This is a genomic window from Pantoea sp. Ae19-2, from assembly GCF_059801205.1.
Genome location: NZ_JBCHWE010000004.1, coordinates 21,932 through 37,096, shown reverse-complemented (window position 1 = coordinate 37,096; position 15,165 = coordinate 21,932). Strand labels below are relative to the sequence as shown.

Here is a 15,165-nt window from a genome sequence, read left to right as displayed (position 1 = left end):
CAGGCTTATCCGGCCGGATAGCGAGAGATCGCGCCCTCGTGGCTTATCATCACCCGATTACGGCCATCCCCTTTGGCCGCATACAACGCTTCGTCTGCCCGTCTTAACAGGGCGTCTTTGTCCTCCGTTTCACTTAGCGTCGCGACGCCGAGAGAGACAGTCATCGCACTGATAAACGGAAATGACGTTTTGCTGACGGCTTCACGGATGCGTTCCGCCATCGCGGCCGCGTCGTTCAGTGCCGTACCGGGAAGCAGCAAAATAAACTCCTCCCCCCCAAAACGGCTTATCACATCCAGCGTGCGGCATCGCTTACGCAACAACCCTGCCAGGCTTACCAGAACCTCGTCTCCCGCATCATGCCCGTAGCGATCGTTGATCTTTTTGAAGTGATCGATATCAATAGCGATGGCGCTTTGCACAGGCTCTTCGCTGTGCTGCGCCGCCTGAATATAAAAGCCGCGCCGGTTATTCAGTCCGGTCAGCGGATCGGTCATGGCTTTATCATTCAGGTCGGCAACGTGCCCGGCGACCGCCCGACGATGCTGCTGAACCGCCTCTCTCAACCTGTCCGCTTCGTTATACCAGGTGTTAACCGATGAGAGCAGCTCCGGGCTGGCATCGCTACCACCATCGCGCACCATTCCGGCCAGTTTTTCCAGCGGATAAGAGATGCGCGTCGCCAGAAAGGCCATACAGGTTGCGGTGAGCACGATAACACCGAGGATAAACCAGAACGCGCTCCTGGCCGTGTGCGCCATCAGGCTACCCACGGTTTCTGAGGTGCCTGACATAAAAATATTCCAGTCGGTTTTTTGCAGGCTGGCATAGCCGATGAGGTATTTTTTGCCCTCCTCCTGAATCATTAACTGACCACTCGTGGTTGAGGCCAGCCGCTTTTGCAACTGTGGGCTTAGCGCCATGCGTTTGCCAACCTGGGCTGGATCGTGACTGAAAATAACGGAGCCGTCATCGCTGACAATACTCACCGAGGTGCCATCCCCGTAATAATGCTGGCTCAGCACGTCACTCAACATGCTCTGTTTCTTCAGGTAGATGGTTCCACAGATAAAACCAAGATAACGTCCATCCGCTGCAAACAGGGGCTGTGACAGCAGCACGACGTAATTGCCTGAAGGGGAGTTGAAAGGCGAGGAAATAAAGGGCTTACGGAACGTAATAGCCTGCTCTGTCTGCGGAGTGTCTACTTTCACGCCCACGAGGCTGAGGCTTTCAGGCGAAACGGAAGCGATAACGGCATGACGGTCAACAACAGCGACCGAATTAAAAAAGCCGGACTGCTGCAGTAAACGCGTGGTTTCGCGATGCAGCCTGTTCAGATCGTTGAGATCGGTGATCTGATTAGCACTCCAGGCCAGTTCGCGCTGAGCAATGGTCAGGTAATGATCGGTCGTATCCGCCAGCTTGCGCGCGTAGGCGATGTTACTGTCTAACAACGACTCTTCAATATTGCTCTTTTGAAAAATAAACAGCGCGCCCAACAGCAGACCTGAAGTCAGTATGACGCTTCCAATGGATAACGCGGTAAGGAGCGTTCGTAGATGTATTTTTCTGCGATACATATTGAGTTGCGCTGAGGATGAGTTAGTCAAATTTTAACCGCCGCAGCGCCAGACAAACGCGAGAATAAACGCCTGTTTACTTGTCTTTCATACTGAATGACGTTACGCATTGCTGTAAAAGCAGCCTGATACTCTTTTTTTTGCGTTGTGCAGCATTTAGGCGCCGTGAAGGTGTAATCTGGGCCAGCGGTTACCCGGGCGTTTTTGGGTTTACCCTTGCCAGGCATTCCAGCCGGATAACGCCTCTGGCGGCGGCGCAAAGCCTTTCGTGATAAGCGGAATCATCCGATCACGGCACGGTTGCCTGTGCTTTTCTCTGCGCTAATAATGTTCAACACCTACACAGACTCTGAGGAAGACCATGATGAAAAGCGCTGTTCTTAGCATGCTGGCCAAAATTTCAAAAATGGATGCTGAAACGAAAGAACTGGTTGCTCAGACAGAAGCGCAGTCGCTGTTGCTCAGCGCGTTGACGCTGACCGTGGGCAAAAGCGGCGGTGTCGAAGAGCTGATTTCAGCGATCAGTCAGGCCATCAATACGGTTCTGGAGTCCTCTGACGGCCTGATTAAATCCGATGCGGAGCTTCTGCTGACCAAATTTCAGGAGCAGTTAACGCTGACCCGGCTGGTGGATGAGGAGTCAAAAGAGTTTCTGAAAAGCGTTCCTCAAAAATCGCTTCCCTCCGTCTCCGGTAATGAAAAAATTACCGACTGCTAGCCATCGCCTCTGAGGGCGATGCGTTAAGCGCGTCTGTCTGTCTTTTATCGTCACGCCTGTGGTAGGGTATTTATTTGCCTGTACGTGGATAAGGTTCGATGAAAAAACAGCGAGTTGGCATCGTGTTCGGTGGCAAATCCTCTGAGCATGAAGTGTCATTGCAGTCGGCTAAGAATATTGTTGATGCGATTGATAAAACCCGGTTTGAGGTTGTGCTGCTGGGGATTGATAAGCAAGGCCAGTGGCATCTTAATGATGCCTCAAACTTTCTGCTGAATGCGGAAAATCCGTCGCTGATTGCCTTGAACCGCACGGCAAAACAGGTCGCACTCATCCCCGGCGAACCCCAAAACCAGATCATTGACCGAATGGACGCCCATCCGCTGTCGCAGCTCGACGTGATTTTTCCCGTGGTTCACGGCACGCAAGGCGAAGACGGTTCCCTGCAGGGTTTGCTGCGCATGGCTTCGCTCCCCTTCGTTGGCTCGGACGTGCTGGGCTCTGCCGTCAGCATGGATAAAGACGTCACAAAACGCCTGCTGCGGGATGCCGGTTTAAAGGTTGCCCCCTGGCTGAGCGTGACGCAGGCGCAGATGAACAATCTGGACATCGAAGCCGTTATCGCACGCTTTGGACTCCCGCTTTTTATCAAGCCAGCGAATCAGGGATCGTCCGTTGGCGTCAGTAAGGTCACCACCGCTGCAGCGTTTCGTGCGGCGCTGGAGCTGGCGTTTAGGTTTGACAATAAGGTTCTGATTGAAAAAGGGATTAAAGGTCGCGAGATCGAGTGCGCCGTGCTGGGCAACGATTACCCAGAGGCCAGCCCCTGCGGCGAAGTCGTGGTGAGCGATGCCTTTTATTCCTATGACACCAAGTACATTAGCGAAACCGGCGCACACACGGTGATTCCGGCGGACATTCCTGCGGCTGTCGATGAGGCGATTCGTGAGGTGGCGCTCACCGCCTTCACCGCGCTGTCCTGTTTTGGTCTGGCCCGTGTTGACGTGTTCTATACCGAAGACGGTGAGATTATCGTGAATGAGGTGAATACCTTACCCGGCTTCACCAACATCAGCATGTATCCTAAGCTGTGGCAGGCGGCAGGTCTGAGCTATCAGGATCTGATTACCCGCCTGATTGAGCTGGCACTGGAACGTCATCAACAGAACGCGTCGCTCAAAACCAGCGTTAATTAATCGCCGCCAGCGGCCTGCTCAGGCAACGTCGCTGGTCATCTCACTGCGCGCATTGCCGGGTGAGGTCTGATTACGGCCGTTTCGCTTAGAGATATAAAGGTTTTTATCCGCGGCAGAGATCAAACGATTAACCGTTTCGGCCCACTCCACACCGGGTTGCGCCTGGCCGTATGCCAGCCCCAGGCTGACGGTGACGGTGACCGCGTTGCCATGCAGTAAGAATTTCTCTTTAACGATGCTCTGACGAATGCCTTCAGCGAGTGAATAAATCATTTCCGGCGAGAGGTCGAACTGCACAATCACAAACTCCTCTCCGCCAAAGCGGCAGATATGGCCGTGGTTGCCCACCAGCGGCGAAATGCGCCGCGCGATCTCCTCCAGTACCCTGTCGCCCGCATCATGGCCAAAATTGTCATTGACCGATTTAAAGTAGTCCACATCCAGCAGGATCACCCCAACCTGGCGTTGCTCAGAACAGGCTTCATTGCGGAGATGTTCATACAGCCCCGAACGCGACAGGAGCTGGGTCAGAAAATCGTAGTCCGCACGTAGCGCCAGACGTTCATTGAGCTGGCGAATCGCATCCATGCTTACTGCCACAATTAACGGACTCAGAGCGATCGTGGCTACGCCGAGGCGCGCTGAGGTCAGATGGCTGATGGGCAGCAGACTGTTATCGCCCTGAATATTCATCACACCGTGAGAAACCAAAATAATTTGGCTAATCCCGGTTATCAGGGTGATCAGGCTGGTCAGCGGCACAGGCAACACGATGGCACACCAGATCAGGGCTGGCACCGGTAAGGTAAGGCTGCCCGCCCCGCCCATTAACGCCCCGGCGACCAGTGACAGCACGACGGCAATTAACGGGATAATTTTGCCCATTTGCAGCCGCCGGACTGAAATCCTCACGCGCCAGCTTGAGGTCAACAGAAACGGCAGCAGCATGAGTCCGGTCGAAAACTGCTCGCTGAACCAGTTCATCCACGCGTCGGCAAATTCGGCATTTATGCTGCCGACCTGCGCCAGGCCGCCCCAGGTGGCGCAACCAAACGCCGCCAGCAGGCAAGCCGGAAAAATGCGCATGGCGTTAGCGATACGCTCGCTGCTGGAGTCGTGCTGATACTGCCGCCCCATCACCACGACGCAAATCAGGATAAACAGAATATTGGCAACGTTCAGTGTGAACGCCGGTAAGGTCCAGCCTGAAAACACCGCGTCGTTAAATACCATGGCGCTGAAACAAACAAGATAAAAACGGGTGCGATGAAGAAAGGGATAGCGCAGCATCATACCGGCAATAAAGGCGTTAACCGGCCAGAACAGGGATAAGTCATGGGGAATACGCAGATGTCCGCCGACAAAACAGAACATCAGAGTAATCATAAACAGCCAGAGGGCACTTTTTTTAGCATTGTGCTCTTCAAACAGCTTAACGCGCATACGTCTGGACCTTGTCACAAAGAGGCTTACCATCACGCCGCTTACGGGGTATATGGCGTTATGATTATTTAACCCTGAATCTTGTCTGCGCCATTCAAAGAAAAGCACCCTTAAATGAACGAACGTTAGCGATTTGAAGCCCGTTACTGGGTATATGCATGCAGGCAGAGATCCCCATTCATTATGTCTTACAAATAAAAAAATCGGATATCCGAGATATCCGATTTTTCACGTTTTGTCTGACTGTTTTGGTCTGAACGGTTATTTCACCGCCACCGGCCATTGACTCAGACGGATTCCCCGCTTATCCGCATTCTCACCAAAATCCTTCAGGACGGCTTTAACGTCCGGATCGATGTATTCTGCATTATCGTTATCGACGATTACCACGCTATTTTCGGGTATTTTATCAAGCAGCCCCTGCAGTTTAGGATTGTGCATAAACGTCAGATTTTGCTGGAAACGTAAAACGTAGTGGTCGTCATAACGTGTGAGCTGCAATGCGTTACGGTGGCTCTTATAGATGCTGTAAAGGATCTGGGTGGCAATACCGATACCGATACCGACCAGCATCCCCAGCGTAATAATCCCGATAATCGTGGCCAGGAACGGTACGTACTGTTGCGCGCCCATGCGGAACTGCTCAATAAACAGACGGGGTGCGGCCAGCTTGTAGCCGGTGTACAGCAGCACCGCCGCGAGGCTGGCGAGCGGGATAGCATTCAGCATTTCACTGAACCACATTCCGCAAATCAGCAGCATGACGCCATGCAGCAAAATGGACAGTTTAGTTTGTGCGCCAGCGTTGACGTTAGCCGAACTCCGGACGATCACCGCCGTAATGGGCATGGCACCAAGGAAGCCAGCCGTCAGGTTACCTATGCCCTGGGCAAACATTTCTCTGTTGGGTGACGGCGCTGGGGTTTGCGGCCGCAGCTTTTTCAGGGCTTCCTGGCTTAACAACGTTTCCAGACTCGCCACCAGCGCCAGCGTCAGGGCCACGACCCAGACCTGTGGATTTTTCCATGCCATCCAGTCCGGGGTTTCCAGCTCCGCCATCATCGCGGAAACGCTGTCAAAAGCGGGCAGTGAAATGCGCGGTAGGGCACCGGTGAGTTCAGGGAACAGTCGCGCGCCTGCCACGGTCACCACACAGCCAAACAGCACGGCGAACAAGGGGCCAGGTATCCATGCCAGTGCCTTGATTCGTTTAATGGGTCCGGTTGTCCATACAAACAGAATGAACAAGCCCACTAAAGAAACCAGCAGCGCGGACAGCGAGAATGTCATTTCCCCGTTGACCAGCGACACTAACTTCACGCTGCCGCCCGCGCCCAGCGCGACCGGTATCTGCTGCATAATCAGCAGCAACCCAATCGCCGCCAGCATGCCCTTGATGACGCTGCCGGGCACCAGGGCGATGAAACGCCCGGCGCGTAACAGGCCAAACAGACATTGCAGCACCCCGGCGATAATCAGGGCGGTCAGAAACGCGGAGAAGCTGCCCAGCGTCGCCATAGAGGCCACGACGATGGTCACCAGGCCCGCGGCCGGTCCGCTGACCGCAAAACGTGAAGGGCTCAGGGAGGTCACGAGTATCCCGCCAATCACCCCCGTCAATAAACCGGCAAACGGCGGCAGTCCGCTGGCCTGTGCGATGCCCAGGCAGAGCGGCAGTGCGACCAGAAACACAACCAGCCCTGCCGGCACATCGCGGCGTAATGTATCCAGATTCATGGTGAAGACTCCTCTGCAGATTGCTGAATCAACTCTTTAAGATGACCCGATTGCAGGTCGTAAACACAGCCAAACACGTCCAGTTCCTGACCAGACTGCCAGGCCTGCCGTACCGGTTCGGCCGCCACCAGATTGGCAAACTGCACCAAAACATTGGCCTCAACCAGACGATTCAGTTTCTCGCTTTCCGTCTCCTGCGTGGCTTCGCTGTGAAGATGACTCGCTAACCCACGCCGCAGAAAAGTAATACGCCGTGCCAGTGCCGAATCCTCAGTGGCCAGCGGGCTGTCGGGCAGGGATAAGGCCGCCTGAACGCCTCCGCAGCCGTAGTGACCGCTCAGCACGATTCGCTTTACCCCAAGGTAAAAAACGGCATATTGCAGCACGCTAAGCAGGTTATCGTCCTCTGCCACGACCATATTGGCGATATTACGGTGAACAAACAGTTCACCGGGATGCGATCCCGTTAATACCTCCGCCGGTACCCGACTGTCTGAACAGCCTATCCATAATGAGTGCGGTTTTTGCTGATATAAGGATTTTTCAAAATAGGCGGGGTTACGCTGGCGGCGCTGAAGTGCCCAACTGCGATTTTTCGCTAATAAGGGTTTAAGTGTCGTCACAATCATCTTCTCTCTACGACCGGGAACAGGACGTTCTGGCTGACCACGGAGTGAACCCGCTCACTTAATATCTGCGAATGGGTTACGAAACCTGAAGCTCATCACATTAAAAGGTTATAGCTGCTTATCATTATCAATGCACACGGAATATTTCAGCCCAGAAAAACAGGGCGTTTTATGTAAGCACTTATTCAACAAACGTCATGGTTACGTAAATAAAATTAAGAGGTCATACCACTGAGGCATCTGGTTACTTTAATTATTTATCATTAAAATCATTTAGTTAAATATTTATCAGGAAAAGCAAAACTGACAAATAAATACAAAACGCTTTCCGGGCGAGAATGAAAAAAAACAGAGGTCGCGCATCAGACCAGGATTACTCTTAAATGCAGAATTTATGAATAGCACAATCCACCGCCTTTATTCGAATTAGGCAGTTAAATGAACTTTGTTAAAGGGAATATTAAAGCAAGAGATGGTTAATTTAATTTGCATGAGAATAGTGACGACAGTAAGTAAATGCCCACAGCGATGTAAAAAGAGCCTGCTCATTGCAGGCTCTCTGTATTGACACATTATTTACCGTTCCAGGCCCTCAGGCGCGCTTCACGGACGGAGAGCTGCTGTTCAGGCGTCAGTTTATTGTAATTCTCGGCCATCCCGCTCTCCCAGTCGCCGTAGAGCGGGTTCGGCAACACAATGAACTGTGTACCAAACTGTGCATGGTTACGCTCAACAAACGCCTGGCGCTGTGCATTCCCCTGATGCCAGGTTGCCCCACCAAAATCGTTCAGGTTGTCACCGATATACAACACCACGTTGTAGCCCGCGTTTTTGATTGCATCGAAACGTGCCTGTTTGTTTGATGAGTCCGTTTTCAGGCTCACCGTTTTTTCGCTCACGCCGCTAAAACCAAGCTGTTCAAGGTTAGCCACCGTCGCAGCGTAATCTTTCTGATCGCGGTTGGAGACATAGAATACGGTGCCGCCATGGCTGTTGACATAACGGGCAAACTCCACCGCGCCGGGAACGGCTCTGGCCTGACGCGCCTGGGTCCAGGCTGACCAGGTCTTATCGCTGAAAGGCTGTCCGTTTTTTGCCTGCCAGGCACTGTAGGCGCTGTTATCGAGCATGGTTTCATCTAAATCGACGATGACCGCTTTAGGCTTGCCGGTCAGCGAAGCCGATTGATCAAAGGCCAGACGGGCGCTGTTAAATGCCTGCCAGCTGAGCGCCTGATATTCGCCGGACTGCTGGAACCAGTCTAACGCCAGCACCGATTGCTGCCCCAGTTGCTGCTGTGCCTGCTGCCGGGCAGGTTGCGCACAGCCCGCCAGCGCCAGCACAACCATGGCTGACAGCGCGACATTCACTGAATTTTTCATCGTTTCATCCTAAGGTGTGAAAGATTTGAGTGGGTAACGCTTCAAAAATGTAGCAGTTAACGTAAGCTGAGGGCAGCAGATTGCACGCTGACCTGACAGGAGAAGAGGATGTCCGCCATGCCGCGTTCGCCATTACTTGATGCACTCGACTGGGTCGATTACGCTTTTCAGCCCGCAGGTGAGCCGCCGCCCGAGGATGCGGCCTATGGTCATCAGCGCCACAGCGCCGTGGTCGTCACCGATATCCATAATCTCCCCCCTAAAAGCTGTGATGCAGATGGCGTGATTGCCACCGGTCATCGCCCCGTCGCCGTTTACACGGCCGACTGTTTACCCGTATTGTTTGCCGACCGGCAAGAGAAACAGGTGGCCGCCGTGCATGCCGGCCTGCAGGGCACGCTGGCCGGGGTGCTGTACCGCGCCGTGGAGCAACTCTGTGAACGCGGCGCAACGCCCCAGAGCCTGACCGTGGCGATTGGCCCGGCGCTGGCGCCCTGCTGTTTTGAGCTTGATCGGCAACGCCTGGCAGATATTGAGCGGTTGCCAGGTATCCCCCTGCCGCTGCGCTATCACGAGCAGCAGCCTCGTAATCCGTACGCACTGCGCCCCCAGGCCGTTGCCACCCAGGCAGGCATCTGGTTCGATTTACCGCAGTTGGCTAAGCAGATGCTGGTCAATACAGGCATACCTTCAGCACAAATCGACCTGATTCCTCTGTGTACCTACTGCGCCACCGAGTCTGGCTCCAGCTACCGCTTCAATACCCATCACGGCAGCGGCTATCGTTCGCGCTATTCCTGGATTCGCCGCCGCTGAATTCCACTGAGTCTGCTCTTTTGCGGCGTGTTTAAGGGGCGGGCTGCCGCGCCGGGTAGTGACGCTTTTATGATGTTTCTCACACCCTGATGCCATTTCACTTTTTTTTAACATAGAAATGGTTGAAGCTAACTCATCCGACCACTTTATCTGTGAGTGATTATGACAGCGCTGTCCTCCCACTATCCTGCTTTATTCACCCCGCTCGATCTGGGCTTTACTCAGCTCAGAAACCGTTTTCTGATGGGGTCAATGCATACCGGCCTTGAAGAGCGTGAAGATGGCGCGGCCAGGCTGGCGGCATTCTACGGCGAGCGGGCACGGGAAGGCGTGGCGCTGATCGTCACAGGCGGTGTGTCACCGAATCCCCAGGGCGTGACCGCCGAACACGGCGCGGTGCTGAACGAGGAATCACAGTGCGACTGGCACCGACAAATTACCGCCGCGGTGCATCAGCATGAGGGGAAAATCGCCCTGCAGATATTGCACACCGGTCGCTACAGCTTTCAGCGCGATCTGGTTGCCCCCTCTGCGATACAGGCCCCCATCAATCGCTTTACTCCGCGTGAACTGAGCGATGCCGAGGTTGAACAGACCATTGCCGATTTCGCCCACTGTGCCCGGCTCGCCCAGAAGGCGGGCTACGATGGTGTGGAAATCATGGGTTCCGAAGGTTATCTGATTAACCAGTTTCTGGTGCAGCACACCAACCAGCGCCAGGATCGTTGGGGCGGTGATTTTACCGGGCGCATGCAATTTGCTCTGGCAATTACTCGTGCGGTACGCGCGGCCACTGGCGAGCGCTTTATTATTATCTTCCGGCTGTCGATGCTGGATTTAATTCACCACGGCAGCACGTTAGAAGAGACGCTGCAGCTGGCCAGCGAGCTGGAACGCTGCGGTGTGACGCTGTTTAATACCGGCATTGGCTGGCATGAGGCGCGAATTCCAACCATTGCCACCTGCGTCCCCCGCGCCGCCTTTGCCTGGGTCACGCGCCGTTTGCGTCAGCACGTCGCGGTGCCGGTGGTGGCGACTAACCGTATCAACCACCCGCAGGTGGCCGAACAGCTATTACAGGATGGCTGTGCAGACATGGTGTCGATGGCGCGACCTTTTCTGGCCGATGCTGCCTTTGTCAGCAAGGCGCAGCGGGGGGATGACAACAGCATCAACACCTGTATCGCCTGTAATCAGGCCTGTCTGGACCAGATTTTTGCCGGTCATGTGACCTCCTGCCTGGTTAACCCCCGCGCCTGCCATGAATCCCTGATGCCCGTTACGCCGACGCGCGCAGCTAAACGGCTGGCCGTGGTCGGTGCCGGACCGGCGGGCATGGCGTTTGCGTTGCAGGCGGCAGAACGGGGGCATCAGGTAACACTTTATGATGCCGCGCCAGACATCGGCGGGCAGTTCAATATCGCCCGTCAGATCCCTGGCAAAGAAGAGTTCAGCGAAACCCTGCGCTATTTTCGTCATCGTTTACCTGCGGCAGGCGTGGTCATTAAAACAGGTTGCCGGGTCAGCGCCGCTATGCTGGCTGACGTCGATGAGGTTATCCTGGCAACCGGCATTAAACCCCGCACGCCAGAGATTCCCGGTATCGATCATCCCAGCGTGCTGAGCTATCTGGATGTGCTGGCGGATAAACAGCCGGTCGGCGCGCGCGTGGCGATCATTGGCGCAGGCGGGATCGGGTTTGATACGGCAGAATACCTTTCTCAACCGCATCAGACCGAAACGGTGGACGACTTTTATCGTGAATGGGGCATCGATCACAGCCTGACGCAGCGCGGAGGTCTGATCGCCCCCGCGCCGCTGCGATCCCCTCGCCAAATCTGGCTGCTTCAGCGTAAGGCGGGCAAGCCCGGCGCAACGCTGGCGAAAACCACCGGCTGGATCCACCGCAGCAGCCTGCAGTCACGCGGCGTTGAAATGTGGGGCGGGATTACGTATCTGGCGATTGATGATGAAGGACTACATATCAAACGCGACGGCGAACCGCTTGTCCTGCCGGTTGATAATGTGATTATCTGCGCCGGTCAGGAGCCGCAACGCGAACTGGAAGCGGCATTGCGGGCAAACGGCAAACCGGTGCAGGTAATTGGCGGGGCCGATGTGGCGCAAGAGCTGGATGCCCGTCGGGCAATCGCCCAAGCCACCGCACTGGCGTTAACGCTTTAGTTAACGCATTTTTACGGCGCGCAGCACCACAAATTTTTTGTTGGAGGCCACCAGCGTACAGTTACCGAACAGCTTTTTCAGCTTGTGGTGATAATCAAGGTGGCGGTTGCCAACGATGCGCAGTTCTCCACCATATTGCAGGCAGCGTTTCGCATCGCGGAACATCTGCCAGGCCAGGTGGTCGGTGACCGCGTGCTGCTGGTGGAAGGGTGGATTACAGAGCACGGCATGCAAGGTATCGGATGGATAGCCACTGAGCACGTTGTTGACCCGGAACTGGCAGCGCGACAGATCGTCTGGGCGGTTGACCTCAACGTTTAACCGGCTGGAGGCCACTGCCATATAAGACTCATCAAGGAAATGCACCTCTGCCTCAGGATTCTGCGCCAGCGCCATCAGCCCGATAACGCCATTGCCACAGCCCAGATCGACGATTTCGCCCTCAATATTTTCCGGCAGATGCTGCATGAACAAGCGCGCACCGATATCCAGAGAAGATCGGGAAAACACGTTGGCATGGTTGTGAATCTGGTAAGGCGTTCCGTCCAGCGGCCAGACCTGCGTTGGCGCTTTTTCACGCAGCGCGGGTTGGGTGAACTGACTATATATCACCCGCGCTTTTTTTACGGCCAGCGAGGTTTTGGTTTCACCAATGATCTGTTCAAACAGTTGCAGCGTGGAGGTATGAATCTCTTTCGCACGCCCCGCCGCCAGCACTACGGTTTCCGGGGTAATCACCTGACGCACCGCACGCAGTTGCTGCTCCAGCAGGGCCAGCGTTTTAGGAACTTTAATCAACACCAGTGCGGGCGCCGCCGGTAAGTCAGAGAGGCTGTCGAGGAAATGGACGTCGCTGTCATCCAGCGCATTCAGGCGCAGGTTCTGGCGCGTTGCCTGCTGGCTCAGCCAGGAATCACTAATATGCCACACCGGACGCGAATGCAGCGCGCAGGTTAACGCCCCGAAACTGTCGTTAAAAATCAACGCCGGACCCGATGGCAGGCTTTGCTGCAACAGATATTCATCAGCGGCATCCCAGGCTTGTAACGGACTCTCGTCACGCATCTGCGGGAAACGATGCAGGGTTAGTGCGCGATCGTTCAGTTCAAGTTGGCTCATGAATTCTCCGGCGTGGTACACTTTGGTTGATTTTCGCCCCAAAAAGGGGGCGCAGTATACTGTCTTTCGCCGGGAATCTCTAATGTCCTCACTTATCTATCTTCAGGGTTATCCTGAGTCCATCCTTGAGCAGGTGCAGACCCTTATCGATCGCCAGCGTTTAGGCCCGGTGCTTCAACAGCGCTATCCTGATATGCATGACAGAGTGAGTGATAAGGCGCTGTACGACTTCACACTGGCGCTGAAAAACCGCTACATGCGAAATGCTCCGCCGATCAATAAGGTGGTATGGGACAACAAGATTAAGGTGATGAAGCATGCGCTGGGTTTGCACACCGCCATCTCCCGCGTGCAGGGCGGCAACCTGAAAGCCAAAGCCGAGATCCGTATTTCGACGTTTTTCCGCCAGGCGCCCGAACCCTTTTTACGCATGATCGTGGTGCATGAGCTGGCACACCTGAAAGAGAAAAACCACGACAAGGCATTCTATCAGCTGTGCTGCCATATGGAGCCGGACTACCACCAGCTCGAATTCGATGCGCGCCTGTGGATGACGGAACAGGCGATGCGGGGCAACGCAGCTTAGAGAAACTGCTGCGCTTGCTGAATCAGGCTGGTTTTGGTGAGCGCCCCCAGGAAACGGCGCTCCTGCGGGTTATTCAGCACCGGCAAGCGTTCCAGCGTCACGGCCGCAAAGGCTTCCCACCCTTCCCGTAGGCTTTGATTCTGATAGGCGACCGGGAAATCCTGATCCATCACGCACTGCACCGGCGAGTCCAGATTAATCTCCTGTGCCAGCACCCTGCGCGATATCTCATGAATCGAGACAACGCCCAGGAATGCACCTTCCGCGTTGATCACATAAACATAGCGTTCGCGCTTAAGCGAACTCACCGCCAGCGCTTCGCCCACCGACGCTTCAGGCTGGAGCGCCGCGCCCGGAATAATCAGCTCGCTGATGCGCATATTATCGAAGTCATATTTGGCTTCAGAGCGGTTGAAGTGGTGAGTCACGACCGGATAGGTACTTGCCATTTGCAGGCGATAAACCACCATTGTCGCCAGCACGGAAGCGATCATGACCGGGAACAGCAAGCTACTGTTGAGCGTCATTTCCAGCACCATCAGCATCGCCATCAGGGGAGCCTGACTCACGGCAGCCAGCACCGCCGCCATGCCTACGGCGGCGAACAGCAAAACGTTATCTAGCGGAAGATGCAGCGCCACGCCGCCGAGTGCAATGACCATGCCCAGCAGCGCGCCAATGAGCAGGGACGGCGTAAACAGCCCGCCCACCGCATTGGACCCCACGGAAAGAGTGGTCGCCAGGGTTTTTAACACCAGTAGCAGCAGTAACCCGGACAGCAGATAATGACCCGCCATCACCTTCACAATCACCTCGTAACCATTCCCGAGGATATCGGTTGAAATCAGCGCCAGCAGGCCCACGGCAAATCCCCCTGCCCCAAGGCGCAACGGCAAGGACTTGACCCGACTGAACAGCGTTTTAGCGCGCGCAATCAGCCGAATAAGGAGTAAGCCAGCCAGACCAGACAGTAAACCGATCAGGATGGTAATCAGCAGGCTGTAACTATCCATCGTGAAGCTGACATCGGCCAGCGGATACAGCGCATTACGAAAGCCTAACGTCCACATGGTCATAACCGCCACAGCGGACGACACCACCAGCGGAATCAGCCGTTGTAAAGCCGACATGCCAAAAGCAATTTCCGCCACAAAGATAGCCGACGCCAGCGGCGCATGATAAACCGACGAAAGACCCGCGGCGGCGGCCATGGCGACGACGTCACTGTTTTTTAACTGCAACGCGCCGGGCAACACGCGCCCAATGATGCTGCCGCACAGGGCGGCAAGCTGAACCATTGGGCCTTCTTTACCGATTGACGCGCCGCTGCCAATACTGGCTATCGACGACAGTGCCCGGAATAGCGAGGTTTTGGTGGGCACGACATCAAGGCGCGCGTTGATGACTTCCAGATAATCTGTTTTTACGGTTTGCTGCTGCTCGATTGCCACCGCATAGCGCAGGAAGAATCCCGCCAGCAGCCCGCCGACACCGACCAGAACCGGCCAGAATATCCAGGGCCAGAGATGCAGAGATTCGGTAATGTCGTTGCTGCGGCCAAACAGCAACTGATTGATAAACTCGATCGTTTCACGAAATAACAAGGTAACTAACGACGCCGCACAGCCAACCGGGATGGCGATAAGCAATGTGGTCCAGTTTAGTGCATGTTTACTTCCTTTCACCTGCGCTCCCCGTCTTGTGCTTAACGTGCGTTATCGAGACATATTATTGGAATGGAGATCTCAGGATCAACGTCTGGCGTTGCCTGC

Annotated in this window: 12 protein-coding genes; 5 read left to right on the top strand and 7 right to left on the bottom strand. The window is 55.0% G+C overall.

Going from position 1 to position 15,165, the window contains the following annotated elements:
* Positions 1–5: 5 nt before the first annotated feature.
* Positions 6–1,583: a sensor domain-containing diguanylate cyclase gene (locus tag AAIE03_RS23350; RefSeq protein ID WP_014604944.1), complete on the bottom strand. Its 1,578-nt coding sequence runs from the start codon at positions 1,581–1,583 to the stop codon at positions 6–8.
* A gap of 364 nt (positions 1,584–1,947) precedes the next feature.
* On the opposite strand from AAIE03_RS23350, the gene iraP reads away from it, so the two are divergent.
* Entirely contained in the window at positions 1,948–2,301 is a 354-nt protein-coding gene (iraP, locus tag AAIE03_RS23345; RefSeq protein ID WP_022622436.1) for an anti-adapter protein IraP, read from the top strand.
* 98 nt (positions 2,302–2,399) lie between these two features.
* On the top strand, positions 2,400–3,497 hold the full coding sequence (gene ddlA / locus AAIE03_RS23340) for a D-alanine--D-alanine ligase (protein ID WP_014594675.1): 1,098 nt from the start codon (positions 2,400–2,402) through the stop codon (positions 3,495–3,497).
* Between the two features lie 18 nt (positions 3,498–3,515).
* Here the strand turns inward: ddlA and AAIE03_RS23335 are convergent, their stop codons facing one another.
* The 4 genes from AAIE03_RS23335 to AAIE03_RS23320 form a co-directional block, all read right to left on the bottom strand.
* Positions 3,516–4,940 (bottom strand): GGDEF domain-containing protein, encoded by a 1,425-nt coding sequence (locus tag AAIE03_RS23335; RefSeq protein ID WP_072137225.1) that lies wholly within the window; start codon positions 4,938–4,940, stop codon positions 3,516–3,518.
* A 261-nt stretch (positions 4,941–5,201) separates the two neighbouring features.
* A complete protein-coding gene (locus tag AAIE03_RS23330) occupies positions 5,202–6,677 on the bottom strand; it encodes a SulP family inorganic anion transporter (protein WP_013027313.1) in 1,476 nt (491 codons plus the stop codon).
* Positions 6,674–7,306: a carbonic anhydrase gene (locus AAIE03_RS23325; RefSeq protein WP_014594678.1), complete on the bottom strand. Its 633-nt coding sequence runs from the start codon at positions 7,304–7,306 to the stop codon at positions 6,674–6,676. The genes AAIE03_RS23330 and AAIE03_RS23325 overlap by 4 nt, the downstream gene beginning before the upstream one ends.
* 572 nt (positions 7,307–7,878) lie before the next feature.
* A complete protein-coding gene (locus AAIE03_RS23320; RefSeq protein ID WP_013027315.1) occupies positions 7,879–8,688 on the bottom strand; it encodes a 5'-nucleotidase, lipoprotein e(P4) family in 810 nt (269 codons plus the stop codon).
* A gap of 108 nt (positions 8,689–8,796) precedes the next feature.
* On the opposite strand from AAIE03_RS23320, the gene AAIE03_RS23315 reads away from it, so the two are divergent.
* Positions 8,797–9,504 carry a purine nucleoside phosphorylase YfiH/LACC1 family protein gene (locus tag AAIE03_RS23315; RefSeq protein ID WP_104932952.1) on the top strand — a complete coding sequence of 236 codons (708 nt, stop codon included), beginning with the start codon at positions 8,797–8,799 and terminating at the stop codon, positions 9,502–9,504.
* A gap of 162 nt (positions 9,505–9,666) precedes the next feature.
* Positions 9,667–11,688 carry an oxidoreductase gene (locus AAIE03_RS23310; RefSeq protein ID WP_498563249.1) on the top strand — a complete coding sequence of 674 codons (2,022 nt, stop codon included), beginning with the start codon at positions 9,667–9,669 and terminating at the stop codon, positions 11,686–11,688.
* Here AAIE03_RS23310 and rlmG read toward each other — a convergent pair whose 3' ends face one another.
* A complete protein-coding gene (gene rlmG, locus AAIE03_RS23305) occupies positions 11,689–12,807 on the bottom strand; it encodes a 23S rRNA (guanine(1835)-N(2))-methyltransferase RlmG (protein ID WP_014594681.1) in 1,119 nt (372 codons plus the stop codon).
* Between the two features lie 82 nt (positions 12,808–12,889).
* Here rlmG and AAIE03_RS23300 point away from each other — a divergent pair, with 82 nt between their 5' ends.
* Positions 12,890–13,393 carry a M48 metallopeptidase family protein gene (locus AAIE03_RS23300; RefSeq protein ID WP_014604939.1) on the top strand — a complete coding sequence of 168 codons (504 nt, stop codon included), beginning with the start codon at positions 12,890–12,892 and terminating at the stop codon, positions 13,391–13,393.
* On the opposite strand, the gene AAIE03_RS23295 is transcribed toward AAIE03_RS23300, so the two are convergent.
* The gene (locus AAIE03_RS23295) at positions 13,390–15,078 is read right to left on the bottom strand and encodes a chloride channel protein (RefSeq protein ID WP_013027320.1); all 1,689 of its coding nucleotides are present in this window, start codon (positions 15,076–15,078) and stop codon (positions 13,390–13,392) included. The two genes, AAIE03_RS23300 and AAIE03_RS23295, sit on opposite strands and share 4 nt — an antisense overlap.
* Positions 15,079–15,165 lie beyond the last annotated feature (87 nt).

Coding starts and splice junctions, on each gene's coding strand:
- AAIE03_RS23350 (WP_014604944.1), bottom strand. CDS start 1,583: ATGTATCGCAGAAAAATACATCTACGAACGCTCCTTACCGCGTTATCC.
- iraP (WP_022622436.1), top strand. CDS start 1,948: ATGAAAAGCGCTGTTCTTAGCATGCTGGCCAAAATTTCAAAAATGGAT.
- ddlA (WP_014594675.1), top strand. CDS start 2,400: ATGAAAAAACAGCGAGTTGGCATCGTGTTCGGTGGCAAATCCTCTGAG.
- AAIE03_RS23335 (WP_072137225.1), bottom strand. CDS start 4,940: ATGCGCGTTAAGCTGTTTGAAGAGCACAATGCTAAAAAAAGTGCCCTC.
- AAIE03_RS23330 (WP_013027313.1), bottom strand. CDS start 6,677: ATGAATCTGGATACATTACGCCGCGATGTGCCGGCAGGGCTGGTTGTG.
- AAIE03_RS23325 (WP_014594678.1), bottom strand. CDS start 7,306: ATGATTGTGACGACACTTAAACCCTTATTAGCGAAAAATCGCAGTTGG.
- AAIE03_RS23320 (WP_013027315.1), bottom strand. CDS start 8,688: ATGAAAAATTCAGTGAATGTCGCGCTGTCAGCCATGGTTGTGCTGGCG.
- AAIE03_RS23315 (WP_104932952.1), top strand. CDS start 8,797: ATGTCCGCCATGCCGCGTTCGCCATTACTTGATGCACTCGACTGGGTC.
- AAIE03_RS23310 (WP_498563249.1), top strand. CDS start 9,667: ATGACAGCGCTGTCCTCCCACTATCCTGCTTTATTCACCCCGCTCGAT.
- rlmG (WP_014594681.1), bottom strand. CDS start 12,807: ATGAGCCAACTTGAACTGAACGATCGCGCACTAACCCTGCATCGTTTC.
- AAIE03_RS23300 (WP_014604939.1), top strand. CDS start 12,890: ATGTCCTCACTTATCTATCTTCAGGGTTATCCTGAGTCCATCCTTGAG.